General features: G+C 63.9%; 23 protein-coding genes and 1 pseudogene. 15 read left to right on the forward strand and 9 right to left on the reverse strand.

All coding sequences use genetic code 11. The features are described 5' to 3' along the window. Positions 1-28: 28 nt before the first annotated feature. Positions 29-952, forward strand: a complete 924-nt coding sequence (locus BRA1253DRAFT_RS34620) for a LysR family transcriptional regulator (protein ID WP_007601982.1) — start codon at positions 29-31, stop codon at positions 950-952. A gap of 146 nt (positions 953-1,098) precedes the next feature. Next, entirely contained in the window at positions 1,099-1,254 is a 156-nt protein-coding gene (locus tag BRA1253DRAFT_RS44770; protein ID WP_007601983.1) for a hypothetical protein, read from the forward strand. A 24-nt stretch (positions 1,255-1,278) separates the two neighbouring features. On the opposite strand, the gene BRA1253DRAFT_RS34625 is transcribed toward BRA1253DRAFT_RS44770, so the two are convergent. Beyond that, positions 1,279-1,902 (reverse strand): hypothetical protein, encoded by a 624-nt coding sequence (locus BRA1253DRAFT_RS34625; protein WP_007601985.1) that lies wholly within the window; start codon positions 1,900-1,902, stop codon positions 1,279-1,281. 232 nt (positions 1,903-2,134) lie between these two features. Here BRA1253DRAFT_RS34625 and BRA1253DRAFT_RS34630 point away from each other — a divergent pair, with 232 nt between their 5' ends. Continuing rightward, the gene (locus BRA1253DRAFT_RS34630; protein ID WP_007601987.1) at positions 2,135-3,064 is read left to right on the forward strand and encodes an aspartyl/asparaginyl beta-hydroxylase domain-containing protein; all 930 of its coding nucleotides are present in this window, start codon (positions 2,135-2,137) and stop codon (positions 3,062-3,064) included. A 6-nt stretch (positions 3,065-3,070) separates the two neighbouring features. Here the strand turns inward: BRA1253DRAFT_RS34630 and BRA1253DRAFT_RS34635 are convergent, their stop codons facing one another. Then, the gene (locus BRA1253DRAFT_RS34635; protein ID WP_035994551.1) at positions 3,071-3,613 is read right to left on the reverse strand and encodes a periplasmic heavy metal sensor; all 543 of its coding nucleotides are present in this window, start codon (positions 3,611-3,613) and stop codon (positions 3,071-3,073) included. Between the two features lie 130 nt (positions 3,614-3,743). Between BRA1253DRAFT_RS34635 and BRA1253DRAFT_RS34640 the strand changes: the two genes are divergently transcribed. Further along, positions 3,744-4,202: a nuclear transport factor 2 family protein gene (locus BRA1253DRAFT_RS34640; protein WP_035995651.1), complete on the forward strand. Its 459-nt coding sequence runs from the start codon at positions 3,744-3,746 to the stop codon at positions 4,200-4,202. Positions 4,203-4,348: 146 nt separating this feature from the next. Beyond that, complete coding sequence (locus BRA1253DRAFT_RS34645; RefSeq protein ID WP_007601989.1) at positions 4,349-5,689, forward strand: MFS transporter; 1,341 nt, start codon at positions 4,349-4,351, stop codon at positions 5,687-5,689. A 64-nt stretch (positions 5,690-5,753) separates the two neighbouring features. Here BRA1253DRAFT_RS34645 and BRA1253DRAFT_RS34650 read toward each other — a convergent pair whose 3' ends face one another. The 3 genes from BRA1253DRAFT_RS34650 to galE all read right to left on the reverse strand — a co-directional run bounded on the left by BRA1253DRAFT_RS34650 (position 5,754) and on the right by galE (position 9,425). Further along, positions 5,754-6,455: a fumarylacetoacetate hydrolase family protein gene (locus BRA1253DRAFT_RS34650; RefSeq protein ID WP_007601990.1), complete on the reverse strand. Its 702-nt coding sequence runs from the start codon at positions 6,453-6,455 to the stop codon at positions 5,754-5,756. Positions 6,456-6,490: 35 nt separating this feature from the next. Continuing rightward, positions 6,491-8,293 carry an ABC transporter ATP-binding protein gene (locus BRA1253DRAFT_RS34655; RefSeq protein ID WP_007601991.1) on the reverse strand — a complete coding sequence of 601 codons (1,803 nt, stop codon included), beginning with the start codon at positions 8,291-8,293 and terminating at the stop codon, positions 6,491-6,493. A gap of 118 nt (positions 8,294-8,411) precedes the next feature. Beyond that, positions 8,412-9,425 carry a UDP-glucose 4-epimerase GalE gene (gene galE / locus BRA1253DRAFT_RS34660; protein ID WP_007601992.1) on the reverse strand — a complete coding sequence of 338 codons (1,014 nt, stop codon included), beginning with the start codon at positions 9,423-9,425 and terminating at the stop codon, positions 8,412-8,414. Positions 9,426-9,550: 125 nt separating this feature from the next. Between galE and BRA1253DRAFT_RS34665 the strand changes: the two genes are divergently transcribed. Beyond that, positions 9,551-10,588: a glycosyltransferase family 4 protein gene (locus BRA1253DRAFT_RS34665; protein ID WP_007601993.1), complete on the forward strand. Its 1,038-nt coding sequence runs from the start codon at positions 9,551-9,553 to the stop codon at positions 10,586-10,588. A gap of 228 nt (positions 10,589-10,816) precedes the next feature. Here the strand turns inward: BRA1253DRAFT_RS34665 and BRA1253DRAFT_RS34670 are convergent, their stop codons facing one another. Together BRA1253DRAFT_RS34670 and waaF are read right to left on the reverse strand one after the other, a co-directional pair. After that, entirely contained in the window at positions 10,817-11,347 is a 531-nt protein-coding gene (locus BRA1253DRAFT_RS34670) for an HAD-IIIA family hydrolase (protein ID WP_007601994.1), read from the reverse strand. After that, a complete protein-coding gene (gene waaF / locus BRA1253DRAFT_RS34675) occupies positions 11,340-12,410 on the reverse strand; it encodes a lipopolysaccharide heptosyltransferase II (RefSeq protein WP_007601995.1) in 1,071 nt (356 codons plus the stop codon). The genes BRA1253DRAFT_RS34670 and waaF overlap by 8 nt, the downstream gene beginning before the upstream one ends. Before the next feature lie 174 nt (positions 12,411-12,584). Between waaF and rfaD the strand changes: the two genes are divergently transcribed. The 4 genes from rfaD to BRA1253DRAFT_RS34695 all read left to right on the forward strand — a co-directional run bounded on the left by rfaD (position 12,585) and on the right by BRA1253DRAFT_RS34695 (position 18,340). After that, positions 12,585-13,565, forward strand: coding sequence for an ADP-glyceromanno-heptose 6-epimerase (rfaD, locus tag BRA1253DRAFT_RS34680; protein WP_007601996.1), 981 nt, complete (start codon positions 12,585-12,587; stop codon positions 13,563-13,565). Positions 13,566-13,576: 11 nt separating this feature from the next. Beyond that, on the forward strand, positions 13,577-15,061 hold the full coding sequence (gene rfaE1 / locus BRA1253DRAFT_RS34685; RefSeq protein WP_007601998.1) for a D-glycero-beta-D-manno-heptose-7-phosphate kinase: 1,485 nt from the start codon (positions 13,577-13,579) through the stop codon (positions 15,059-15,061). Beyond that, entirely contained in the window at positions 15,058-16,344 is a 1,287-nt protein-coding gene (locus BRA1253DRAFT_RS34690; RefSeq protein ID WP_007602000.1) for an O-antigen ligase, read from the forward strand. The genes rfaE1 and BRA1253DRAFT_RS34690 overlap by 4 nt, the downstream gene beginning before the upstream one ends. A gap of 82 nt (positions 16,345-16,426) precedes the next feature. Further along, positions 16,427-18,340: an SDR family NAD(P)-dependent oxidoreductase gene (locus tag BRA1253DRAFT_RS34695; protein WP_007602002.1), complete on the forward strand. Its 1,914-nt coding sequence runs from the start codon at positions 16,427-16,429 to the stop codon at positions 18,338-18,340. Positions 18,341-18,346: 6 nt separating this feature from the next. Here the strand turns inward: BRA1253DRAFT_RS34695 and BRA1253DRAFT_RS34700 are convergent, their stop codons facing one another. Next, entirely contained in the window at positions 18,347-19,366 is a 1,020-nt protein-coding gene (locus BRA1253DRAFT_RS34700; protein WP_007602003.1) for a glycosyltransferase family 4 protein, read from the reverse strand. Beyond that, the gene (locus BRA1253DRAFT_RS34705; protein WP_007602004.1) at positions 19,363-20,322 is read right to left on the reverse strand and encodes a lysylphosphatidylglycerol synthase transmembrane domain-containing protein; all 960 of its coding nucleotides are present in this window, start codon (positions 20,320-20,322) and stop codon (positions 19,363-19,365) included. Before BRA1253DRAFT_RS34705 ends, BRA1253DRAFT_RS34700 begins: the two co-directional genes overlap by 4 nt. 216 nt (positions 20,323-20,538) lie before the next feature. On the opposite strand from BRA1253DRAFT_RS34705, the gene BRA1253DRAFT_RS34710 reads away from it, so the two are divergent. From BRA1253DRAFT_RS34710 to BRA1253DRAFT_RS34730, 5 genes and pseudogenes are all read left to right on the forward strand, one after another. Further along, complete coding sequence (locus BRA1253DRAFT_RS34710) at positions 20,539-20,865, forward strand: hypothetical protein (protein WP_035994555.1); 327 nt, start codon at positions 20,539-20,541, stop codon at positions 20,863-20,865. Between the two features lie 7 nt (positions 20,866-20,872). After that, positions 20,873-22,285 (forward strand): mannose-1-phosphate guanylyltransferase/mannose-6-phosphate isomerase, encoded by a 1,413-nt coding sequence (locus BRA1253DRAFT_RS34715; RefSeq protein ID WP_035995653.1) that lies wholly within the window; start codon positions 20,873-20,875, stop codon positions 22,283-22,285. A 184-nt stretch (positions 22,286-22,469) separates the two neighbouring features. Beyond that, on the forward strand, positions 22,470-23,474 hold the full coding sequence (locus BRA1253DRAFT_RS34720) for a Gfo/Idh/MocA family protein (protein ID WP_007602006.1): 1,005 nt from the start codon (positions 22,470-22,472) through the stop codon (positions 23,472-23,474). Positions 23,475-23,484: 10 nt separating this feature from the next. After that, on the forward strand, positions 23,485-24,672 hold the full coding sequence (locus BRA1253DRAFT_RS34725; RefSeq protein ID WP_007602007.1) for a DegT/DnrJ/EryC1/StrS aminotransferase family protein: 1,188 nt from the start codon (positions 23,485-23,487) through the stop codon (positions 24,670-24,672). Between the two features lie 210 nt (positions 24,673-24,882). Beyond that, a pseudogene (locus BRA1253DRAFT_RS34730) lies at positions 24,883-25,502 on the forward strand (IS5 family transposase); the annotation flags it as partial.

Here is a 25,502-nt window from a genome sequence, read left to right on the forward strand (position 1 = left end):
CGGAGCTCGATGGGCTGGCGGGAAACGTATGGATCGTCTGGATGCGATGAAGGTGTTCGTCCTTGCGGTGGACGAGGGTAGCCTCGCAGCCGCGGGCCGCAAGCTCGGCCGCTCGCCGGCGGCAGTGAGCCGCGCCATTGCTTTCCTGGAGCAGCGGGTCGGTGCCGAGCTGCTGCACCGGACCACACGTTCGATCAAGCTGAGCGAGGAGGGCGAGCGCCATGTCGCGGTCTGTCGCCGCGTGCTCACCGAATTGGAGCAGGCCGACGACATTGCGGCCGGGCCCCGCACGGCGCCCCGTGGCTCGCTCACGATCACTGCGCCCGTGGCGTCGGGTGAGATGGTGCTGCGGCCGATCCTCGATGCTTTTCTCGATGCCTTTCCGACCGTGTCGGCAAAACTCCTGCTGTTCGATCGTGCGGTCAATCTGATCGAGGAGGGGGTCGACGTCGCGCTCCGCATCGGCCATCTCGCGGATTCGGCAATGGTCGCGATGCGGGTCGGCGAGATCAGCCGCGTCGTGGTGGCATCCCCACGCTATCTGAAGCAGCACCCGCGCATCACCGAGCCCGGCGATCTCGCCAAGCACCAGATCGTCGCGATGGCCCACCTTCCCAATTCCTGGACCTTTGCGCCGCAGGCCGGCTCGTCGGCTGCCCGCACGGTGCAGTTCACGCCGCGGCTCGTCGTCAACAGCACCTACGCGGCGGTGGCCTCGGCCGTCGCCGGCCGCGGTGTGGCGCGAATGTATTCGTACCAGGTGGGCGAGCAGGTCGCGCGCGGCGAGCTCGAGATCGTGCTGGCCGGCGACGAGGATCCCGAGATCCCTGCGCATTTGATCTGTCCGCAGGGCCGGCTCTCGGTGCCGAAGGTGCGGACCTTCACGGACTTTGCGGTGCCACGGCTGAAGAAGCAGTTTGCTCAGCTCAAGAACAGCATCACCGCGCGGTGAGCCGCTGCGTGCACCGGCAATGCGTTGTTTTGCGTATACGGCCGCTCGGGTGAATCGGCCATGTTGCCCGAACGGTTAACGCCGGATTAACCGCGGAGTCCTAGCCTGTCTCGGCCGGGGTTACTTGCAAGGCCGAGGTGAGCCCAATGGAAGCCCAGAGAATCGCGGTCGACGCCGTCGTCGCGTTGACCGATTGCGACCGCGACGCCGTGATCACGTTCATTCGCCGCCTGTATCTCGCCGGCGTCACCGACCCGAAGCGCCTGACCTTCAAGGGTCTCCAGGCCCTGTCACGGGCGTGACCAGGGTCCCGTACAATCTGTTTACTAGACGGTCGGATCGCTGATCCGGATTGACGTGACGCGGTCCGCCTGCACTTCGAATGAGAAGGGCCATGGGTGATAGGTCCAGAGCTCGGTCTTCTCCAGCCCGCTCGGCCCGACATGGAAGGGGCCGCCGAACTGCGCCACCAGTTTCTCGGTGCTGTCGCCGAGATTGATGTGGTTGAAGCTGTAGCCGGGGGCAGGTGCCGGCCCGCTGACCTGAAGCGCGATCACGCGGTTCGCCTTCACGGTTGAGGCGAGATAAGGAGACTGATCGGCCTTGCCGAGGAAGTACACATAGTTCGTTGCGTTGTTCGCCGGCGGCAGCTTGCGGTGCGGTTCGCCGAGCGCGGCCTTCAGTGACGCCTCCGAGATGCCGACGCCCAGCGCGCCCATGCGCTGGCAGGCGAAGCTGAGTAAATCAGGATCCGGCGGGGCGGCGCCCTTCTTGGTTTCGACGCGGCAGGCGAATGTCTGCCCTTGCCGCAGCCATTGGCCCCGCAGCGCCGGATCTGGCGTCTTGCCCTGCTGTGGCCGCGGCTGAACGCCTTGGCTATTCGCGGGTACGGATATTCCAAGCAGAGACAGCGCGAGCGCGAAGCCCGCCAACGACCGCCATATCCCCAAGACGCAACTCCAGATTCCCAACCTGTGGAACCCAAGATACCACGCGACCGAAAGCGGCTGCAACGCCGGTATTGAGGTGGACGCGGCTTTGATTTGTCCTTGTGCGCCGCCCCGCCCAGGGCCGTGCCAATCACAACCTGCGGAGCAGCCTCAGGATGCATGTCGATATCTTGCCACTCGGGCCGCGTCGGGATAGATCACGTCCCCGGTTAAATCACCGGGAACTGGGGAGATGTTAAAACTGCTTTTTGCGCCGCAACTCGTCGTTCTCTATGTGCTGGCGGCATCGACCATCTACGTTCATTTCCGCGGCAAGCAGCGGCTGCGCTTCGCGCGCCGGCTTGGCGACCACTCCACCTATCTCGCGCCCTACAATGTGCTGATGTATGCGGGCTCGGCGGTGCCGAACAAGCCGGTGATCCCGGTCGATCAGTTTCCCGAGCTGAAAGCCCTCAGCGAAAATTGGGAGACCATTCGCGATGAGGCCGTTCGCCTGTTCGACGAAGGCTTCATTCGCGCGGCGGCGAAGAATAACGATTGGGGCTTCTACTCGTTCTTCAAGAGCGGCTGGAAACGCTTTTACCTGAAATGGTACGATGACTTCCTGCCCTCGGCGCGCACGCTGTGCCCGAAGACGGTGGAGCTGCTCAACTCCATTCCGAGCGTGCATGGTGCGATGTTTGCGATGCTGCCGCCCGGCGGCAAGCTCGGCGCCCACCGCGATCCCTTTGCCGGTTCGCTGCGCTACCACCGCGGCCTCGTCACGCCGAACTCGAACAGGTGCCGGATCCTGGTCGATGGCGTCGAATGCATCTGGCGCGACGGTGAGGCCTTCATGTTCGACGAGACCTTCATCCACAGCGCCGAGAATGCCACCGACGTCAATCGCATCATCCTGTTCTGCGACGTCGAGCGTCCGATGAAATACGGCTTCATGACCGCAATCAACCGCTGGGTCAGCCACCACATCGTCAAGGCCTCTGCAACCCAGAACGTCGACGGCGAGAGCGTCGGCGTGCTCAACAAGGTATTCGGCAAGCTCTACGAGATCCATCTCGCGAGCCGCAAGGTCAAGCAATGGAATCGCAACGTCTACTACACGCTCAAATATTCGCTGACGGCGCTGATCCTCGGCCTCATCGTGCTGTCGGCATTGCGGTGATCGCGTTTAGTGACGGTGCTTGTGTTCTTCAGAGCCATCAGGGCGTTGGTAACCGCGCAGCTCCGCGTATCGCTGCATTTGGCTCCGGTCGAGCAAGGCAGTTGTCGATAGATGGTATTTGAGGTGGCTTTCGCGGAGCAGTGCCTGGGTTTCCGAAATGGCAATGAGGGCCGCCTTGAGTGATTCCGATGTCACGACGCGGGCGGAGAAGAGGCGGTCCAACTCCGTTTCCTGCTCGACCAGCTTGTTACCCAGCGGGAGCGCCTCTTGCTTCATGGCATCCAAGAGGCGCTGAACCTGGATGCGCTGATCCGCGGTCAAATCAAGTCGATCACCGAACTCGAGAACATGGCTCGGACCGGGATATCCATTGAGCTCGGCGGCAAGCGCCAGACCCATACCACGTCCGGCTCGAAGATCCTCGATCTGCTGGTGCGAGAGTGCCTTGATGGGCCGATGCTCAAGGCCAGCATAGGGCTGACCAGACTGCGCGCCGACAACGTTGCACGAGACGATAAGCGTGGCCGCAAGCAGGAGAAGGCGTCTCATGAGTCTGCTCCATGAAATCGGCCCGGTTCGTGGATCGATCTCCACCGGTGCTCTCCACATATCTTGCTGGACGGTTCGCCTCATGGCAACAAAGATTGCCGCGATTGAGTTGCCGAACATGGAGCAGGCGATGGCCTCCTTGCCGACCGCGAATACCGAGATCACGCAGTTCTTTCGCCACTGGCTGGAGACCTTCGCGGGCTATGTCCGCGAGGTCGACTATGCTTCGGCGCGGCCGCTCTTCCATCCGGATGTGCTGGCGTTCGGCACGCACAACGACGTCATTCCCGGCCTCGACCAATGGGTCACCACGCAATGGGACAACGTCTGGCCGAAGACGTCCGACTTCCGTTTCGTCATCGACCAGGCCTCGATCCTGGCATCGTCCGATGGCACAATGGCGACAGTGATCGTGCCGTGGACGAGCACGGGCTATCATCCCGACGGCAGCGCGTTTCCACGCCCCGGCCGGGCCACGATGGTGTTTTCAAGACATGGCGATAGCTGGCTCTGCGTGCATTCGCACATGTCGCTCAATCGCGGTGTGCCGCAGACAAGCCACGCCAATCGGCCGGTGAAGGCTTGGTAGTGCCCCCCTCGCGGGGCTTATCGACCGACTAAAGTTTTAGCCTCCCATTTCACGCCGGTTGGAACTCTTGGAACCCAACGTCGTTTTTTCGGCAACAATAACAGGTGAAAACACGCAAGCGGGGGCCAATCTGAGGATGCGCTCCCATGGCAACACTCGATCTCGACGCCACCCGGCTTTCTGCCCCCGAGCATCAGCGCCAGCTTCGCCGCGCCGTGATCGCCTCCACAATCGGGACCGCGATCGAGTGGTATGACTTCTTTCTTTACAGCACCGTCACGGGTCTGGTTTTCGCAAAGCTCTTCTTTCCTCACTCCGATCCCTGGGTCGGCACGCTGGAGGCGTTTGCGATCTACGCGGTCGGATTCGCCGCGCGGCCCGTCGGCGCGGCAATCTTTGGCCACTATGGCGACCGCATCGGACGTAAATCCACGCTGATCGCGACGCTGCTCTTGATGGGACTGGCGACCGCTGCCGTGGCCGTGGTGCCGACCTATGCCAGCATCGGTATCTGGGGCGCCGTGATCCTGACCGTGCTGCGGTTCATTCAGGGCGTCGGCGTCGGCGGTGAGTGGGGCGGCTCGGTACTGATGTCGATGGAATGGGCGCGCAACGACCGATCCCGTGGATTGATCGCATCATGGCCGCAGTTCGGTGTGCCCTGCGGGCTTTTCCTGGCCAATCTTGCCGTGCTGGTGTTCAGCCAGATGGCGGGTGATCAGTTCCTGGCATGGGGCTGGCGTATTCCCTTCGCGCTCAGCATCATCCTGGTCGGCGTGGGCCTCTATATCAGGCTCGGCATTCTCGAAACCCCGGTGTTCTCCAAGCTCGTGGCCGAACGCCAGGTCGATCGCACGCCGATGCTCACGGTGATCCGGGAATATCCGAAGGAGATTCTACTGTCTGCGCTTGCGCGCATGTCGGAGCAGGCCCCGTTCTACATCTTCACGGCCTTCGTGTTCTCCTATGGCATCGGCACCCTGCACGTATCACGCGACTTCCTGCTGACCGCGGTGCTCTCGGCCTCGGTGCTGTCATTCGTGTCGATCCCGCTGTGCGGACATATCTCCGATCAGATCGGCCGCAAGAACATGTATATGCTCGGCGCTGCCGTGACGGGCATCTTCGGCTTCGTCTATTTCGCCATGCTCAATACGGGGTCGCTGACCATCATCTTCCTCGCGATCATCCTGTCGCTGATTCCGCACGACATGCAGTATGGACCGCAAGCCGCCTTGATCGCCGAGAGCTTCACCGGACGCCTGCGCTACAGCGGCTCCTCACTCGGCTATCAGCTCGCATCCGTGATCGCCGGCGGCCCCGCGCCGCTGATCGCCACCTGGCTGTACGGCACCTTCCACTCGGCGACCGCGATCGCGGTCTACATCGCGATCTGCGCGGTCGTGACGCTGGTCGCGACGGCGATGATGACCGATTACACCGGAAAGGACATCAACGCGGCAGGGGCGTACGAGCGACGAACTTGAATCCGCAAAAAAGCCCCGGACGCGATGCCCGGGGCTTTGCTGTCCCGTGATCTCGAGCTCAGCCTTATTCCGGCTGATCGATGCTCACCTTCAGCGTACCGACGCCGTCGACGCCGCATTCGAGCTTGTCGCCGGGCTGGAGCTGCGACACGCCGGCCGGCGTGCCCGTCATGATGATGTCGCCGGCGGCGAGCTTCACCTGCTGCGAGAGCTGCCAGATGATCTCGGGCACGTTCCAGATCAGCTCGGTGAGGTCACCCTTCTGCGCTTCCTTGCCGTTGACCGTGAGCCAGATCTTGCCCTTGGCAGGGTGGCCGATCTTCGATGCCGGCTGCACCGCGGAGCAAGGCGCCGAATAGTCGAACGACTTGCCGACCTCCCACGGACGCTCCTTCTTGCGCGAAGCGATCTGCAGGTCGCGGCGGGTCAAATCGATGCCGACGGCATAGCCGTAGACATGGTCGAGCGCCTTCTCGGCGGGAATGTTGAGGCCGCCGCTCTTCATTGCGACGATCAGTTCGACCTCGTGATGGAGATCCTTGGTCAGCGGCGGATAGGGAATGGTGGCGCCGTCCGGCACCAGCATGTCGGCGTGCTTGGCGAAGAAGAACGGCGGGGCGCGCTCGTCATTGCCCATCTCGCGGATGTGCTCGAGATAGTTGCGACCAACGCACCAGATGCGGCGCACGGGATAACGGCCGCTTTCCCCGACGACGGGAAGCGAAGCCTGGGTCGGAAGCGGGATGACGTAGGAGGCGGCGTTCATGGTGCGATCTCGCTGCTCTTGAGGTGAAAGGAACTCTATGCGGTTGCGCTGATCGGCGCCAGAGCGCCGGCGTCGTGATGTTGCAGGCGGAAGAACGAGGCGTAGCGCCCGCCGCGGCGGAGCAGCTCGTCATGCCGGCCCTGCTCGACGATCTCGCCGCCCTCGACCACCAGGATCGCATCGGCGTGCATGATGGTGTGCAGGCGATGCGCGATCACGATTGTGGTGCGGTTCTGGCAAAGATGCTCGATCGCCTCCTGCACCTGCCGCTCGGACTCGGAATCGAGCGCGGCGGTTGCTTCGTCGAGCAGGATGATTGGCGCGTTCTTGATCAGCGCGCGCGCGACCGCGATGCGCTGGCGCTGGCCGCCGGACAGTTGCGTGCCGTGCTCGCCGACGGGCGTGTCGTAGCCGAGCGGGAAGCCCATGATGAAATCATGCGCGCAGGCTGCTTTCGCAGCATCGATAATTTGTTCTTCGGTCGCGCCCGCGCGGCCGAAGGCGATGTTGCTGCGGATGGTGTCGCGGAACAGGTAGACGTCCTGGCCGACATAGGCGGTCTGGGCCCGCAGCGATTTTCGCGAGACGGCGCCGATCGACTGGCCGTCGATCACGATCTCGCCTTGCGTCACCTCGTAGAAGCGCAGCAGCAACCCCAGCACGGTTGATTTGCCGCCGCCGGAGGGGCCGACCAGCGCAGTGACCTTGCCGGGCTCGGCAACAAAGCTCATGCGGTTGAGGACGGTCTCACCGTTGCGATAGGAGAAGCTGACCTCACGCAGCTCGATGCGTGCAGTCGATAGTTTCAGCGCCGGCTTGTCGTCGTCGGAATGCTCGCTCGCGGGGCTGTCGACGACTTCGAGCAGCATGCGAGCGCCGACGAGCTGGCTGTTGAGGTCGATGTTGAGCCGCGCCAGCCGCTTGGCCGGCTCGGTCGCCATCAGGAAAGCGGTCATGAAGGAAAAGAACGCGCCGGGCGTGGCGTTGAGGGCGACCACGCTATAGCCGCCATAGAGCAGGCAGCCGGCGACTGCGAAGCCGCCGAGCATCTCCATCAGCGGATTGGAGCGGTTGGCGACGCGGGCCATCTTGTTGGCGTTGCGCTCGACGATCGCGATGTTCTCGTCGATGCGGTTCTGCATGGTGTCTTCGAGCGTGAACGCTTTCACCGTGCGGATGCCCTGCAGCGATTCCTGCATCGTCTCCAGGATGTCGGCGGTGCCGGTGAACTGGTTGTAGGCGAGCCCCTTGATGCGCTTGACCAGCTTGCGCAGCACCAGCATGGCCGGCGGCACGGCGACGAGGCCGATGAACGACATCACCGGATCCTGCCACACCATCACGCCGATCATGGCGAGCAGCATCATGAGGTCGCGCCCGACCGCATTGACCAGCATGTTGAGGACATCGGTGATGGACTTTGCGCCGGCGGTCAGCCGCGCCAGGAATTCCGACGAATGCCGCTCGGAAAAGAATCCGACGCTCTCGCGCATCAGCTTGGCGAACAGCTGGCGCTGGTTGGTGGCGAGGATCGCGTTGGAGATCTTGGTCAGGATCACCATATGACCGTAGGTCGCTACGCCCTTGATGAAGAGCAGGATCACGGTAATGCCCGAGAACATCGCGATGCCCGGGATGTTCTTGTCGACATAGGCCTGGTTGATGACCTGGCCGAGCACGTAGGTCGCGCCCGCGGTCGATCCGGCGGCAAGCGCCATCAGCGCGAAGGCGACGAGGTAGCGCCGCCAGTAGAGGATCCCCTGTTCCGTGACCAGGCGGCGAATCAGCACTGCTGCCGCATAGGGATCGTCGGTGATTTTCTTTGGAAACTGAGCCATCCGCAGTCCATTGACGGCACAGGAATAAGCCTGCCCGCGCGTCAGGGATCGAACGGCCTCTGTGCCCGCTAAGCCAGCGCTTTTCAAGCCCAATTAAGGGCTTGCGCCCGGATTGAATCTAGGCCGAGGCGGCGTGGCGGAGCTCGCCGTGACGCTCGCGGAACAGCTTGTCCTCCCAGGCCAGCGCATGGGCTGCGATGGTCTCGAGATCGTCGTATTGCGGCTTCCAGTCGAGCAGGCCGCGGATGCGGCTGGTGTCGGCGACCATGGTCATGATGTCGCCGGGCCGGCGCGGGGCGTATTGCACGGCGAAGCTGCGGCCCGAGACGCGGCGCACTGCGTCGATGGTCTCCAGCACCGAGTAGCCGCGGCCATAGCCGCAATTGAGCGTCGTCGAGGCGCCGCCGTTGCGCAGATAAGCGAGCGCCGCGCGATGCGCCTGCGACAGGTCCGTGACATGGATGAAGTCGCGAATGCAGCTGCCGTCCGGGGTCGGATAGTCGGTGCCGAACACGTCGATCTTGGCGCGCTGGCCGGTCGCGGCTTCCACCGCGATCTTGAGCAGGTGCGTGGCGCCGACGGTGGCAAGGCCGATGCGGGCCTGCGGATCGGCGCCCGCAACGTTGAAATAGCGCAGGGTCACGTATTGCATGCCGTAGGCGGCGGCGACATCGTGCAGCATGATCTCGGTCATCAGCTTCGACGACCCGTAGGGCGACAGCGGCCGTGTCGGCGCATGCTCGGGCACCGGCACCTGGTCCGGATCGCCGTAGACCGCCGCGGTCGAGGAGAAGATGAAGCGGTCGATGCCGCGCTTGACTGCGACATTGAGCAGGTTGCGAGCGGTCGTGAAATTGTTGCGGTAATAGCCGAGCGGATCGCGCATCGAATCCGGCACGACCACCGAGCCCGCGAAATGGATGATGCTCTCGATGTTGTGCTGGGCGATCACGCCTTCGAGCAGGTTCTCGTCGCCGGCATCGCCAATGAACAGCGGCACGCCTTCGGGCAGATAGGCCGAGAAACCGGTGGAGAGATCGTCGATCACGACGACGTCCTCGCCGGCTTCCGCCAGCGCCAGAACCGTGTGGCTTCCGATATAGCCGGCACCGCCGGTGACAAGCACAGTCATGATCTCACCCGTCTTCGATCAATGCTCCAAGCTAACGTTTACGTGGTGAAGAGTGGGTATCGGCGCGGCTGAACTGGTCACTATGCTTAATGTTGCGTATAGGGACTTTCGAAACGGAGCGTGGCGTGGCGAATTCCCCAGGCGATCTCGAAGTGATCGTGCCAAATCTGCACAGGCGCTATTCCGGGGTCACCGCGACCAACCGGATGGTGGCGCCGCGGCTGGCAAAGCTGTTTCGCGCCGCGTGGTTCGGCTCCGACGCGCCGGAGGGGATCGCGCGCCTGAATGGTGGCGATCTCCTGAAGTTATGGCGCCGCAAGGCCCCGGTGATCTGGCACGCGCGCCGCAACAACGAGATGATCGCGGGCGTGCTGTTGCGCGCGCTCGGTTGGCCGCTCAAGCTCGTCTTCACCTCGGCGGCACAGCGCCATCATAGCTGGATCACGCGCTGGCTGATCCGGCGCATGGACGCGATCATCGCGACATCGGATCTTTCGGCCTCGTTCCTGAAAGTGAAGGCGACGGTGATTCCGCATGGCGTAGACACCGAAATCTATGCGCCGCCGCTCGACCGCACGGCTACTTTCGCGGAAGCCGCGCTGTCGGGCCGCTACGCGATCGGCTGTTTCGGCCGCGTGCGCGCGCAGAAGGGCACCGATGTGTTTGTCGATGCGATGTGCCGCCTGCTGCCGCGCTATCCGGATTTCACCGCAATCATCGTCGGTCAGGTCACAGCCGAGCAAACCGCTTTTGCAAACGACCTGAAGAAGCGGATCGAGGCCGCCGGTCTGGAATCGCGCATCGTCATCACCGGCGAACTCCCGATCGAAGACGTGCAGCGCTGGTATCAGCGGCTGACGATCTACGCTTTCACCTCGCGCAACGAAGGTTTTGGCCTGACGCTGATCGAGGCGATGGCGGCCGGCAGCGCGCTGGTCGCCGCGCGCGCGGGCGCGGCCGAACTCGTGGTCGAGGATGGCGTGACAGGCGTGCTGATCCCCACCGGTGATGTGGATGCGTTGGCCGCAGCGCTGGAGCCGCTGATGCGCGATGTGGCTGCCGCAACCGCGATGGGCGAACGCGGGCGGGCACGGGTGCTCGAACGGTTCAGCCTCGATGCCGAGGCGACCCGGATCGGTGAGGTCTATCGGCCATTGCTCTGAGCGAGCGGAGAAAACATTTCCCGGCACAGTAGCTGGGGCAGCGGAATCAATGGCTTCGCGGCCCATACAATGCAAATGCGAATTTTACGAGCTTGTTTGAGCCGTCGGACGAGACACCTAAGGTCAGTAGGGGACATTGCAGGTTGTGCGCGGCCTCCGGGGATGCGCTCCGGCACGGGACCCGTTGACGTTCTTTCTCCACTCATTGTCCCGCCGGATCGCCGCAATCTAAGGTCGCTTGGTCCGGGCGAGCACCTCGGTCACGAACGCGTCGAGATCACCGCCTGGAAAGAGAAAGCTCGGCAGTCCGAGCGCCTTGCCGGCCTCGACGTCCCGGGCCTGATCTCCGATTACGAAGCTGCCGTCGAGTTGCACCGGCCAGTGCTGGACGAGATCGCGCAACATACCAGGTGCCGGCTTGCGCCAATCATGCTCTCCGATGTAGCCGGCGACCGTTCCTTGCGGATGGTATGGACAGAAGCGGATGTCGTCGATCCGTGCGCTGTCACGGGCGAGTTCGTCACGCATCCAGCCGTGCAGCCGGTTCACATCGACTTCGGTGAAGAAGCCGCGCGCGACGCCGGACTGGTTGGTGAAGACGAACACCCAATAGCCGGCCTCGTTGAGGCGGCGAATGGCCCCGGCAACGTTGGGCATCCAGCGGATGCGGTCTTGCGTCCCGATATAGCCATCGTCATGGTTGATGACGCCGTCGCGATCGAGGAATGCGGCGGGCTTCGCCGCGCGGCCGTCAAACATTTCCAAGTCCCTGCGTCCTCACAAGCACGTCTCTCGCGATCTCGACCACCTCCTGCGCCGCGATATCTCGCATGCAGCGGTGGTCGTTCATCTTGCAGATCGTGCTCTGGCATGGCTGGCAGGAGAGCACGCTCTTGCCCTGGACCACTGTCGCGGCCAGGCCGTTGAGGGGGGCCCAGAGATAGGGGCTGGTCGGGCCGAAGATGCCCATTGTCGGCGTGCCGAGGGCGGCTGCGATGTGCATCAGGCCGGAATCGTTGGAGATCGCGACGCCGGCCGCGGCCATGGCCAGCGCGCCGTTGCGCAGATCATTGCCGGTAAGGTCCCGCACCCCGGCGCCGCCAGCCGCGACGATCTCCTGCGCCAGGCCCTTTTCCCCGGGGCCGCCGACAACCCAGACCTCAAGGCCGCGCTCGGCGAGCAAGCGGGCGGCCTCGGGATAATAGGTCCAGCGTTTTGACACCCCGACCGAGCCGGGGGCGAGCGCTACGGCAGCGCCGGCGCTGAGGCCATTGGCCTGCCGCCAGCGAACGACGTCCTCGGCCGGGACCCGCAATTGAGGCACCGGCCATTCCGCCGGCAGCGGGGCGCCATCGGGCTGGGCGAGGGCGGCGTTCTTGTCGATGAAGCGGGGCAGCTTCTTTTCGCCCCAGCGCCAGCGATTGAGCAGGCCGAATCGGAACTCGCCGACGAAGCCGACCCTTTCCGGAATCCCGGCCAAAGCGGGCGCAATTGCGGCCTTCCAGGTCCGGGGTAGCACCAAGGCGGTGCCGTAGTTCCGCTCGCGCAGGAGCTTCGCCAGGCCGAGCTGGCGGCCCACGGCGAGCCGGCCGCGCGGCAGGTCCCAGACGATCGCTTCGCGCACGCCCGGCATGTAATCGACCAAGGGCGCGCATAGAGAGGTCGTGAGCAGATCGACCGGCCGGTTCGGCCAGCGCTTGTTCAGAACCCGCACGACGGTGTGATTCCGGACGAAATCGCCGATCCACATGTAGGGGACGATCAGGATCGGGCGCGTGTCGCTCCGATCTACATGTCCACTAAGCTGCGAATCTTGGTTCATTAGTTATAGGGCCGTAGGTGCGCTGATGTGGCGGTTTCGGTTAGCCGCTCCGGACCGGCAGGTAAAGCCGGCCGAGCGGCAATCCCAAAACCGCTTACACTTTGGCGGATCATGCGCTAGGGCAGAACCGGGCCGCAAAACTTCGGGCAGGCAAAATCTGGCAGGGAAGTTGGAATGTTGCTGGTGACCGGCGGGGCCGGTTTTATCGGATCGAATGTCGTCGCCGCGCTGAACGAGGCCGGCCGCAGCGACGTCGTGGTCTGCGATCTCCTTGGCAACGAGGGCAAATGGCGCAACCTCGCCAAGCGGCAGCTTGTGGACATCGTGCCGCCGGCTGAGCTGCCGGACTGGCTGAAGGGCCGCAAGCTCGATGCGGTGATCCATCTCGGGGCGATTTCCGCAACCACTGCGACCGACGGCGACCTGGTGTTCGAGACCAACTTCCGCCTATCGATGCGCCTCCTGGACTGGTGCACGGCGAATGCCGTGCCGTTGATCTACGCCTCCTCGGCGGCGACCTATGGCGACGGCGAGGCAGGATTTGACGACGACAGCTCCGTGCCTGCGCTAAAAAAACTGCGGCCGATGAATCTCTACGGCTGGAGCAAGCACCTGTTCGATCTCGCCGTCGCCGAGCGCGCAGCGAACGGCGAGAAGCTGCCGCCGCAATGGGCCGGGCTGAAATTCTTCAACGTGTTCGGCCCCAACGAATACCACAAGGGCTCGATGATGAGCGTGCTGGCGCGCCGCTTCGACGACGTCAAAGCCGGCCGCGTCGTGCAATTGTTCAAGTCGCATCGCGAGGGCATTGCCGATGGCGATCAGCGCCGCGATTTCATCTATGTCGACGACGTCGTGCGCGTGATCATGTGGCTGCTGGCGACGCCCTCGGTGTCCGGCATCTTCAATGTCGGCACCGGCAAAGCGCGCAGCTTCAAGGATTTGATGCTGGCGGCTTATACCGCGCTCGGCGCCAGCCCCAACATCGAATACATCGACATGCCCGAGCAGATCCGCGGCAGCTACCAGTACTTCACCCAGAGCGAGGTCGATCGCCTCCACCGCGCCGGCTATAATGGCGGTTTCACGACGCTCGAGGACGCGGTGAAGGCCTATGTCGGGGATTATCTCGACCGGCCCGACCGCTTCCGCTGAGGCCCATCACCATGCCGACGCCCATTCTCGATTTCGATGCCCTCGCACAAGCCATCTCGGGCCGCAGGGTGCTGTGCATCGGCGACATCATGCTGGACGAGTTCGTCTATGGCGAGGTATCGCGGATCTCGCCGGAAGCGCCGGCGCCTGTCATCGCGGCACAGCGCAGCGAGATCCATATCGGCGGCGCCGGCAATGTCGCGCGCAACGTCGCCGCGCTCGGCGCGCGCTGCATCTTCGTCGGCCTCGTCGGTGACGACGAGGCGGGCAGGCAGCTCGCCTCGACGCTTGCGGAGCAGGGCGCGATCGAAAGCGTGCTGGTGTGCGATCCCTCGCGTCCGACCACGCGAAAAGTCCGTTTCGTCTCTGAGCATTTTTCCACGCACATGCTGCGTGCGGATTGGGAGCAGGCACAGCCTGCTTCCGATCCGATCGAGACCAAGCTGATCGAGGCGATCCTGCCGCAGATCGCGCGCGCCGACATCGTGCTGCTATCCGATTACGCCAAGGGCGTGCTGACTGCCCGCGTCATCCGCCACACCATCGATGCCGCGCGAAAACTCGGCAAGCCCGTAATCGTCGATCCCAAAAGCCTGAACTGGGCGATCTATCGCGGCGCGACGTTGCTCACGCCCAATCGCAAGGAATTTTCGGAAGCGACCCGAAGCCGCGCCGACACGCCGCAGAGCATCGTCGATGCCAGCGAGGACGTGATGCGGCTCGCCGATTGCGAGGCGATCCTGGTCACCCAAGGCGAGCACGGCATGACGCTGGTGCCGCGCAATGGCGAGGCCGTTCACGTTCCGGCGTTTCCGGTCAAGGTGCGCGACGTCTCCGGCGCCGGCGACACCGTTGCCGCCGCGCTCGCGGTGTCGCTCGCCGCCGGCGCAGACTGGGACACGGCGCTTCGCATGGCCAGTGCCGCGGCCGCCGTCGCCGTCGGCAAGCAGGGCACCGCCAGCGTGAGTGTGGCCGAGCTGAAGCGAAAGATATTGCCGCATGCCTATCTCGCGGCCGAAGAGAAGATCGTGCTCGAGCCCGGTGCGATCGACGCGCAGCTCGCGGAATGGAAGAAGCAAGGCCAGCGCGTCGGCTTCACCAATGGCTGCTTCGACATCCTGCATCCCGGCCACGTCAAGGTGCTGACAGCGGCGCGCTCCGCCTGCGACCGCCTGATCGTGGGCCTCAACAGCGACGCCTCGGTGCGGCGGCTGAAGGGCGCCGACCGCCCTGTTCAGGACGAGCGAGCGCGTGCGGAAGTGCTGGCGGCGCTCGAAGCGGTCGATCTCGTCGTTATTTTCGATGAGGATACGCCGATCGACCTGATCACCCGCATCAAGCCGAGCGCGCTGATCAAAGGGGGCGATTACACCCGCGAGCAGGTGGTCGGCCATGAGGTCGTCGAGGCCGCGGGCGGAACGGTCGTGCTGGTCGACATCCTCCAGGGCTTCAGTACGACCGCGTTGGTGCATCGCGCCCGGGGAGGGGACAAGTGACAGCGCTCGCACGCGAGACGATGGGCGAGATGGTGCTTCGCCGGCTGCGCAGCCCCATGGCCTGGCGCGAGACCGTTGATATATTTGCGGTCCTGACCGCGGCTTCCCTGCCCTGGTCGACCTCGCTTGCGGGGATCTTCAACGCGCTGATGCTGCTGTGCATGGTGCCGTTCCTCGACGTCCGCGCGTTCCTGCAATCGCTGAAGCGGCCGATCTGCATCGCGCCGATCGCGCTGGTGCTGATCGCGCTGGTGGGGACACTCTGGTCGGATGCGACCTGGGGCGCGCGATTCTATGCGGTCAATCCGACCATCAAGCTGCTGGTGCTACCCGTCCTGCTCTACCATTTCGAGCGCTCGCCACGCGGGCACTGGATTTTCATCGCCTTTTTGGCATCCTGCGCCTTGTTGTCGATGATGTCCTGGCTGGTGGCCTTCTACCCGGACCTCGCGCTCAAGACCGATGCGCCCGAACGCGGCATCTTCGTTAAGAACTACATCGACCAGAGCCAGGAATTCACCCTCTGCGCGGTCGCGCTCGCCTATCCGATCGTGACGCTGCTGCGCAAAAAGCGATACTGGTTAGCCGGGGTGCTCACGGCGGTTGCGCTGAGCTTCTTCGTCAATATGATCTTCGTGGTGGTGTCGCGCACCGCACTCGTCACCATTCCGATCATGTTCGGCGTGTTTGCGCTGGTTCATCTCAAATGGCGCAACATTGCGATCGTCGCCGCTGCGCTGCTCGCCGGCGCTTTTTTGGCCTGGCAGGCTTCGCCGCATTTGCGCCAGACGGCTGAGAGGTTTACCGACGATTACACGCGCTATGTGGAAAGGGGCGAGCCCACCTCGCTGGGCCTACGGCTCGAATTCTGGCGGAAGTCGCTCGGCTTCTTCGCGGAGGCGCCCATCAAAGGACACGGCACGGGCTCGACGCGCGGATTGTTCGAGCGGGTCGCAACGCCCAAAGGCCAGTACTTGGCATCCGCCGAGGTGATCGGCAATCCGCATAATCAGACGCTGAACGTTGCCGTGCAATGGGGCGTCATCGGGATCGTCGTCCTCTACGCTATCTGGATGCTGCATCTGCGGCTGTTTCGCGGCAGCGGACTTGCCAACTGTATCGGATTGCTAGTCGTAGTGCAGAACGTCTTCACCTCGTTGTTCAACTCCCACCTGTTCGACTTCCACGAGGGCTGGATGTACGTCATTGGCGTCGGCGTAGCCGGCGGAATGGTGATTCGGGCACATCAGGTCGAGGCCAAGATGAGGGAAGCCAGTTCCTGAGCGTCGCGCGGCTGGCAAGTCTGGTTCAGATGGGCTATCAGCGCGTCAGATTGCAATCTAACTGGGTTTCATTGGTCGGCGGATGACGCATCTTTCGCATCTCACCTCGCGCAATTTCCTGATCGCGCTCCACGACTTGCTAGCGACCGCGGCGGCGCTCTTTGCCGCCTTCTATTTGCGCTTTGAAGGTGGCGACGGCTTCTTCGAACGCTTGCCGCTATTGTTGCAGATGCTGCCCTACTTCCTCGCCTTCAGCGTGGTTGTGTTCTTCACCTTAAACCTGACTACGACGAAATGGCGCTTCATCTCGCTGCCGGATGCGCTGAACATCATCCGCGCCGCGACCGTGCTGACGGTGGCCCTGCTCGTGCTGGACTACATCTTCGTTGCACCAAACGTCCGTGGCAGCTTCTTTGTCGGCAAGGTGACCATCGTCCTCTACTGGTTCCTGGAGATCGCATTCCTCAGCGCGCTGCGGATGACCTACCGCTACTTCCGATACGCGCGGGTGCGGCGACATGCCCGCATCAATGACACCGCGCCGACGCTGCTGATCGGGCGGACTGCGGATGCCGAGGTTTTGCTCCGCGGCATCGAGAGCGGAGCGATCAAGCGGATCTGGCCGGTCGGCATATTGTCGCCGTCGCGTGCCGATCTGGGCCAGCTCATCCGCAACGTGCCGGTGCTGGGCAGCATCGATGACGTCGAAGACGTCATTAGTGATTTTGCCAAGCGCAATAAGGCGATCGCCCGTGTCGTGATGACGCCTTCGGCCTTCGAACCGGAAGCCCATCCGGAATCGATCCTGATGCGGGCACGCAAGCTAGGCGTGATCGTGAGCCGCATGCCATCGCTCGAAGGCGGCGAGGCGCCGCGGCTCACCGCGGTCGCGGTCGAAGACCTCCTGCTGCGGCCGAGCGAGACGATCGACTATGCACGCCTTGAAGCACTGATCAACGGAAAGGCAGTGATCGTCACCGGGGGCGGCGGCTCGATTGGTTCAGAGATCTGCGAGCGCGTCGTCGCGTTTGGCGCCGCGCGGCTCCTAATCGTGGAAAACTCCGAGCCGGCGCTGTACGCGATCACGGAAGCGCTTGCTGCGCATCGTGCGGCAGCTGAGATCGAAGGCCGGATCGCCGACATTCGCGACCGCGAGCGCATCATGCGCCTCATGACGGAGTTCAAGCCGGACATCGTGTTCCACGCCGCGGCGCTCAAGCACGTTCCCATTCTCGAGCGCGACTGGAGCGAAGGCGTGAAGACCAACATCTTCGGCACGATCAACGTTGCGGATGCCGCCGTGGCGGCCGGTGCTGAGGAGATGGTGATGATCTCGACCGACAAGGCGATCGAACCGGTGTCAATGCTCGGCCTGACCAAACGTTTTGCGGAAATGTACTGCCAGGCGCTCGATCACGACCTTGCCGCAGGCAGCGGCAGCGCCAAGCCGCCAATGCGGCTGATCTCGGTCCGGTTCGGCAACGTTCTGGCCTCGAACGGTTCGGTGGTTCCGAAGTTCAAGGCCCAGATTGAGGCAGGCGGCCCGGTGACGGTCACGCATCCCGACATGGTTCGCTACTTCATGACCATCCGCGAGGCCTGCGATCTCGTCATCACGGCGGCAACGCATGCGCTCGGAACGCGGCGTTCGGACGTGTCGGTCTACGTGCTCAACATGGGCCAGCCGGTGAAGATCGTCGATCTCGCCGAGCGCATGATCCGTCTCTCGGGCCTGCAACCCGGTTACGACATCGAAATCGTGTTCACGGGCATGCGACCGGGCGAGCGCCTGCACGAAATCCTGTTCGCCTCCGCGGAGCCGACTCGCGAGATCGGAGTTGCTGGGATCATGGCGGCGCAGCCGAACGAGCCGCCGATGCAGACGCTGCGCAAATGGATTGCGACGCTTGAGCAAGCGATCGTGCGCGACGATCGCGCCGCCATCCGAACCATCCTGAAGGATGCAGTTCCGGAATTTGGCTCGACCGCGGCTTGATGTCCTTCAAGACGCCGGACGGCGCGAGAAGCGCCGCAGCACGACGCCGATCGCGATTGCGCCCCCCAGCAGTGCGATCGGCGTGATCGTCACCGAGCCGGCGCGAGCGGTGACGATGGCAAGCCCCGCGAGCACGAGATTGAGTGCGAACACCTCCCCGATCACGCGGGAGACCGTGAAGCCGTGATCGGTGGCGCGCTGGTAGAAATGCGAGCGATGCGCCGACCAGAATTGCTCGCGCCTTGCGATGCGCCGGAACAGCGTGATGGTCGAATCCACGAGGTAATAGGCCGGCAGCAACAGCGCCGCGGCGGGCTGCCCGCGCCAGGCGAGCTCGAGCAGGCACCAGCCGAGCAAAAGGCCGATCGGCAGGCTGCCGACGTCGCCCAGGAAGACTTTTGCGACCGGCTTGTTGAACGGCGCAAAGCCGAGCACGGCGCCGCATAGCGCCGCGGCGATCAGCGCGGCCGGCCACGACAAATCGCCGAGCAGTCCCAGCAGCAGCAGCGCCGCGCTGACGGGCACGACTTCCGCCACCGTCATCAGATCGAGCCCGTCCATAAAGTTGACGAGGTTCAAGAACCACACGCCCGCCAGCAGGATGAGTCCGCGCTCCAGCGCGAGCGGCAGCGCCGGCACGATGCGCGCGGTCTCGGGCGTGGTGAACACGACGGCGCCGACCGCTGCGGCCTGCAGCACGAGACGCACGAGCACCGGCAGCGACTTGACGTCGTCGGCAAATCCGACCGCGGCAATCAACACCGTCGCAGCGATCAGCGCCGGCGGAATCGCGACGTTCGCCCAGGCTGCCCAGGCTGATGCGACCAGCAGCGTCGCTGATATCACCGCGATGCCCGCACCCTGCGGGGTCGGGATACGGTGAGAGGACCGCGCGTTGGGCCGTGCCAATGCGTAACGCTGGAGCAGGGGGCGGCTGGTCCAGGTGATGACGCCCGACACCAGCGCGGCAATCGCAACGGCAAGCAGCGATGGTATCGCGCCGAGCGCGTCGACGGACCCGTTCACTCCGGCACCCCGAGCGGCGCCGATCCCTGCGCGGCTTTCTCGGCGCTCAGGATCCAGACCAAGCCGCCGATCGCGCCGACGATGAAGTACACGGCGCCGAACAGCAGCGAGACGTTGACGCCCTCGTTGGCGGCCAGCCCCGCGAAGCCGAACGCGAGGCTCATGGTGGCTTCACGCACGCCCCAGCCGGCGATCGAGATCGGCATCATCGTGATCAGCATCACCGGCGGCACCAGCATAAAGACGTCGCTGAAGCCGACCGGCGCCGCGATCGACTGCACGACGCACCAGGCGACCACGACGGCCAGCACATGCACGGCGAGCGACAGGATCACGACGGCCGGTCCGCGCGAGCGGCTGAAGATCACTCGGTTGGCGATCACCGCACAGGCGTGAATGTGATGCGTGGCCCACCAGGTTTTCAGCCAGCGCCATTGCAGCGCGCCGAAGACCAGGAAGCCGAGACCACCCGCAAGCGCGGCGAAGTCGACGAGCAGCAGGGCGGAGCGCCCGTGCGGATCGGAGATGAGGGCGTAGCTCCACGGCAAGCTTGCCACGATCATGATCGCGAGCGCGATCAAACCGATCGCGCGGTCGACAAAGATCGAGTAGGTCGCAGCGCGCCAGCCGGCGCCGGCGCGCGCGACGAGCCACAGCCGGACCGCATCGCCGCCGATCGCCGAGGGCAGGGTCTGGTTGAAGAACGATCCGATCACGTTGTAGCGCATGGCGCGGCTGAGCTCGAGCGGGGCGCCGCATGCGGCGCTGATCTCGCGCCAGCGCAACACGCCGACGAAGATTTGCAGGAACGTGACGGCGATCGCCAGGCCGATCCAGAACAGGCTGGTCACGGTGAAACGCGAAAACAGTTCGGACAGATCGACCTTGCGCAGCGCCAGGTACAGCAGCGCCCCGGAAATCAGGATCTTGGCCGTCGACAGCAGGATTCGGCGCATTTCGCCCGCATGAACAAGGGTTTTGAAGCAACCCGACGCAAGGCGCCGAATTCGGCCGCTTTGGTATGGTTTTGGCGCCGATCTTGCAATAGCGGTGATCGGGAGCCCTCATGCAGGGCGGTGGGGCTGTTGCGACCCGGTCGACGCGGCGGCTAAAGAGGCGCCTCGGGCGAAAGATCGAGCGACAGATCGGGCCAAGCAGTCCTTGGGAACAGGATGGCGGATCATGCGATTTTGGTCACGTGTGCCGCCGATTTCATCGGCTTGGTGCCCGCGGATGACCCGGCTGCCGCAAATGCGCCGTCTAGGGTCTACAATGTCGGCAACCACCATCCGGAAGAGCTGACGCACGTCGGAGTTCTGGAGCAGGAGCTGGGTCGGACGGCGATCAAAGAATTGCTGCCGATCCAGCCGGAAAACCTTTTGGAAACGTTCACGGATGTCGATGATCTGATGCGCGACGCCGGCGTTGCACCGTCAACGCCGATCGCGCACGGAGTTCATAATTTTGTCACCCGGTATCGGGACGAGTTCAAGGTTTGAAATGACGATGGACAAACGCATTATCCCCCTGATCATGTGCGGCGGTGCCGGAACGCGGCTGTGGCCGGCTTCGCGCGAGGTACGCCCCAAGCAGTTCCTGCCGCTGTTCGGCGCGCGCTCGACCTTCCAGGACACGCTGTTGCGCGTCTCAGAGGCTTCGCTGTTCGATCGCCCGATCGTCATCACCAATGCCTCCTACCGCTTCATGGTGCTGGAGCAGCTGGCCGAAATCGGCATCGAGGCCGACGTGATCCTCGAGCCGATGCGGCGCGATTCCGGCCCGGCGATCGCCGCCGGCGCGGTGTTCGCACAGAACCGTTCGAGTGAGGCGATCGTGCTCGCGCTCGCCGCCGACCACGTGGTGCAGGACAATGCCGCGTTCGTCGCGGCGTGCCGCCAAGGGCTTACCGCCGCAAGCGTCGGGCGCATCGTCACGTTCGGCGTCAAGCCGGAGCGGCCGGCGACCGAATACGGCTATATCAGCCCGGGCGAGGTCATCTCCGGCGAGGTGCACGCGGTCGCGCGCTTCGTCGAGAAGCCGGATGCGGTGAAGGCGGCCGACTACCTCAATTCCGGCTATCTCTGGAACAGCGGCAATTTCATGTTCCCGGCCAGCGTCCTGCTCGACGAATACCGCAAGGTCGATGCGGCAAGCGTGGAGGCGATTTCCAATGCTGTCAGTAACGCCGGCCGCGATCTCGGCTTCGTGACGCTGGAGCCCGAGGCGTTCGGCGCGGCCAAGGCGATCTCGATCGACTATGCGGTGATGGAGAAGACCGCGCGCGCCGCGGTGGTGCCGGTGTCGTGCGGCTGGTCCGACGTCGGCTCCTGGCACGCGGTGTGGGAATTGTCCGACAAGGACGCGCAAGGCAATGCTTCCCATGGCAGTGCGGTTTTCGAGGATTCCCGCAACTGCAACGTCACCACAGACTCTGCGCTGGTCGCACTCGAAGGCGTCGATGATCTCATCGTGGTTGCGACTGCCGATGCGGTTCTCGTCTCGCGCCAGAAGGATGCCAACGGGCTCAAGCGGCTGGTCACAAAACTCAAGGCGGTCGCGCCGAAGGTCACCGAGGAGCATCTCAAAGTGCATCGGCCCTGGGGCAGCTACCAATCGGTCGACAATGGCGAGCGCCACCAGGTCAAGCGCATCGTGGTCAAGCCGGGCGGACGTCTGTCGCTGCAGAAGCACCATCATCGCGCCGAGCACTGGATCGTCGTCCGCGGCACGGCCCGCGTCACCGTCAACGAGACCGTCAAAAGCGTGCACGAGAACGAGTCGATCTACATCCCGATGGGCGCGGTGCACCGGATGGAGAACCCCGGTAAAATCATGCTGGAGCTGATCGAGGTCCAGACGGGAAGCTATCTCGGGGAAGACGACATCATCCGGATTGAAGACGACTATCAAAGGTCGTAACCAGCACACTCCGAATCACGCGACCCGGGCCAAAAGGATGGTCTCTTTCAGAGGCTTAAGGCCCGGGAAACGTGTAACTTTTTGAATCAAATCGTGTCCGGACCGCTAGCTCCGCATTCGCCACAAATGTGGCGTCCGTGCTAGAAGCGCCCTGGGGATTTGCGTTGAATCGGGGTTTGCTCAAATGAGTTCCACAGGATCTGCACCGGCAAAGGCCGGCTTGCGCGTCGGCGTCATTGGTGCCGGCGTGATGGGCAGCAACCACGCGCGCGTGCTTGCGGGTCTTCCCGGCGTCAGCCTCGTCGGCGTCGTCGATCCTTCGCCGGCACATCGCACGCGGGCGATGGAGCTTGCCAATTGCGCGAGCTTCGAGACGCTCGACCAGCTGCTGGCCGAAGGCGTCGATGCCGTCACTATCGCGGCGCCGACCCATCTGCATCACGAGGTCTCGCTCGCCTGCATCGCCAAGAACATCCACGTGCTGGTCGAGAAGCCGATTGCGTCCACGGTCGCGGAAGGCCGCGAGATCGTCACTGCTGCGCAAATGGCCGGCGTGACGCTGATGGTCGGCCATGTCGAGCGCTTCAATCCGGCTGTGGCCGCCGTCAAGCAGGCGATCGCCGGCGAGGATATTCTGTCGATCGCGATCACGCGCGTCGGCCCGTTCCCGCCGCGCATGTCCAATGTCGGCGTCGTCATCGATCTCGCCGTGCACGACATCGATCTGATCCGCTGGTTCACCGAATCCGACATCGTCGAGGTGCAGCCGCAATTGTCGAGCGCGGTCGCCGAGCGCGAGGACATCGCGCTCTTGCAGTTCCGCACTGCCAACGGCGTGCTCGCGCACATCAATACCAACTGGCTGACGCCGTTCAAGGCACGCAGCGTCACGGTCGCGACCCGCGGCAAATACGTGATGGGCGATCTCCTGACGCGCCAGGTCACCGAATGCTTCGGCTTCAAGCCTGACGGCAGCTATTCGATGCGGCATCTGCCGGTCGGCCATGACGAGCCGCTCCGCGCCGAGCTGATCGCGTTCCTCAAGGCCGTGCGCAACGGCGAGACGCCGGCGGTCACCGGCGACGAAGGTGTCGCCAGCCTCGAGATCGCGACGCAGTGCTTGGAAACGCCGTCGCGGCCCGCGGCCACGTCGTCGGCCCGCAAGGGTCCGCGCCGCGTCGCGGGTTGATTCCTCATCCATGCCGACCACTCAAGAAGGCGCCAAGAACCAGGCCATGAACCAGCATCTGCGTTCCGAACCCATTCCATTCATCGATGTCGCCTCGCAGCGCCGCCGGCTCGGCGACTCGCTCGATGCCGCCGTGAAGCGCGTTCTCGATCATTGTCAGTTCGTCAACGGCCCCGAAGTTGCCGAGCTCGAGAAGCAGCTTGCGGTCTATTCCGGCGCCAAGCACGTCATCGGCTGCGCCAGCGGCACCGACGCGATCCTGATGGTGATGATGGCGAAGAATGTCGGGCCTGGCGACGCCGTGCTGTGTCCGTCCTTCACGTTCATCGCGACGGCTTCGCCCGTGGCGCGGACCGGCGCGACGCCGGTTTATGTCGACGTCGACGAAGCGACTTTCAACATGAGCCCGGAATCGCTCAAGCGCGGTATCGCAACCGCCCGCAAAGCCGGCCTCAAGCCGGTCGCGATCATTCCGGTCGATTTGTTCGGCCAGCCGGCCGATCACGACGCCATCGCCGAGATCGCCGAGGCCGAAGGCCTGTTCGTACTCGACGACGCCGCGCAAGGTTTTGGCGCGAGCTACAAGGGCCGCAAGCTCGGCACCTTTGGGCTCGCCACCGCGACCAGCTTCTTCCCCGCAAAGCCGCTCGGCTGCTTCGGCGACGGCGGCGCGATCTTCACCGATGACGACGAGCTCGCGGCGACGCTGCGCAGTATCCGCGTGCACGGGCAAGGCGTCGACAAATACGACAACGTTCGCCTCGGCCTGACCGGCCGGCTCGACACCATGCAGGCCGCGATCCTGATCGAGAAGCTGAAGATCTTCGACGACGAGATCGCCGCCCGCAACAAGGTCGCCGAGCGCTACGCGCGCGGTCTCTCCAACGTCGTCACCGTGCCGCGTCTGGCGCCCGGCAACAGTTCGGTCTGGGCGCAGTACACGATCCGCCTTCCTGAGGGCACCGACCGCGACCGCTTTGCCGCCGCGCTGAAGGCCCAGGGCGTGCCGACCGCGATCTATTACGGCAAGTCGATGCATCAGCAGACGGCCTACAAGCAGCACCCGGTCGCCGAGGGCGGCCTGCCGGGCTGCGAGAGCCTGTCGCAGGACGTCATCAGCCTGCCGATGCATGCCTATCTGACCGAAGCCGATCAGGAGCGAATCATCGCGGCCGTGCGGGGCGCGCTTTCAACCTGATTTCGCCGTGCTCACCCTCTCCCCTTGCGGGAGAGGGTGGCTCGCCGCGATAGCGGCGAGACGGGTGAGGGGTCTCTCTCCGAATCGAAAGCTGGGAGAGAGACCCCCCACCCCAATGAGCTTGTGTCTACTTGCGGCGCTGCCCTCTCCCACAAGGGGCTTGTTGCGTAATCCGTCAATTGTGATTCTCTAAGGCAAAGCCTTGGAGGAATGACGATGGCGGTGAAGCAGACGGGGCAGCCGAGTTTTATTGAGGCTTGGCTCCCGAAGGGAGCAGGTGCCAATGCAGCGCTGGATCGGCTGCGGGGTTAGTCAAGTGGTACCGGTTCGAGAAGCTGATCGGCCATTTGCGGGATGAAGGGAGCCCCGGTCGTCCAGGCTATCCGGTGCTGGTGTTGTTTCGCGCCCTGCTATTGCAGTCGCTCTATGGTCTGTCGGAACGCGAGCTCGAAGAGGCGCTGGGCGACCGGTTGTCGTTCAAGCGCTTCGTCGGTCTAAGCCTCGAAGATGCGACACCCGACCACACGGTTCTGAACCGTTTTCGGAACCAGCTGGTTGAAGAAGGTCTGTTGGAGAAGCTGTTTGGCGAACTGGATCGTCAGCTTGAGAATGCCGGCGTCATCCTCAAGCGCGGCACGATGCTGGACGCAACCTTGATCCAGGCGGTGTCGGCTCCTCCCAAGGAGGATCGTCCCTCAAACGATCCCGACGCCCGTTTTGCCAAGCGGCAGGGCAAGAGCGGTTCGACCTTCGGTTACAAGGCCCATGTGGGTGTTGATGAAGGATCCGACTTGATCCGCGCGGTGCTGACGACGCCCGCCAATGTCAAC

The organism is Bradyrhizobium sp. WSM1253, assembly GCF_000244935.1.
Taxonomy (GTDB): Bacteria; Pseudomonadota; Alphaproteobacteria; order Rhizobiales; family Xanthobacteraceae; genus Bradyrhizobium; species Bradyrhizobium canariense.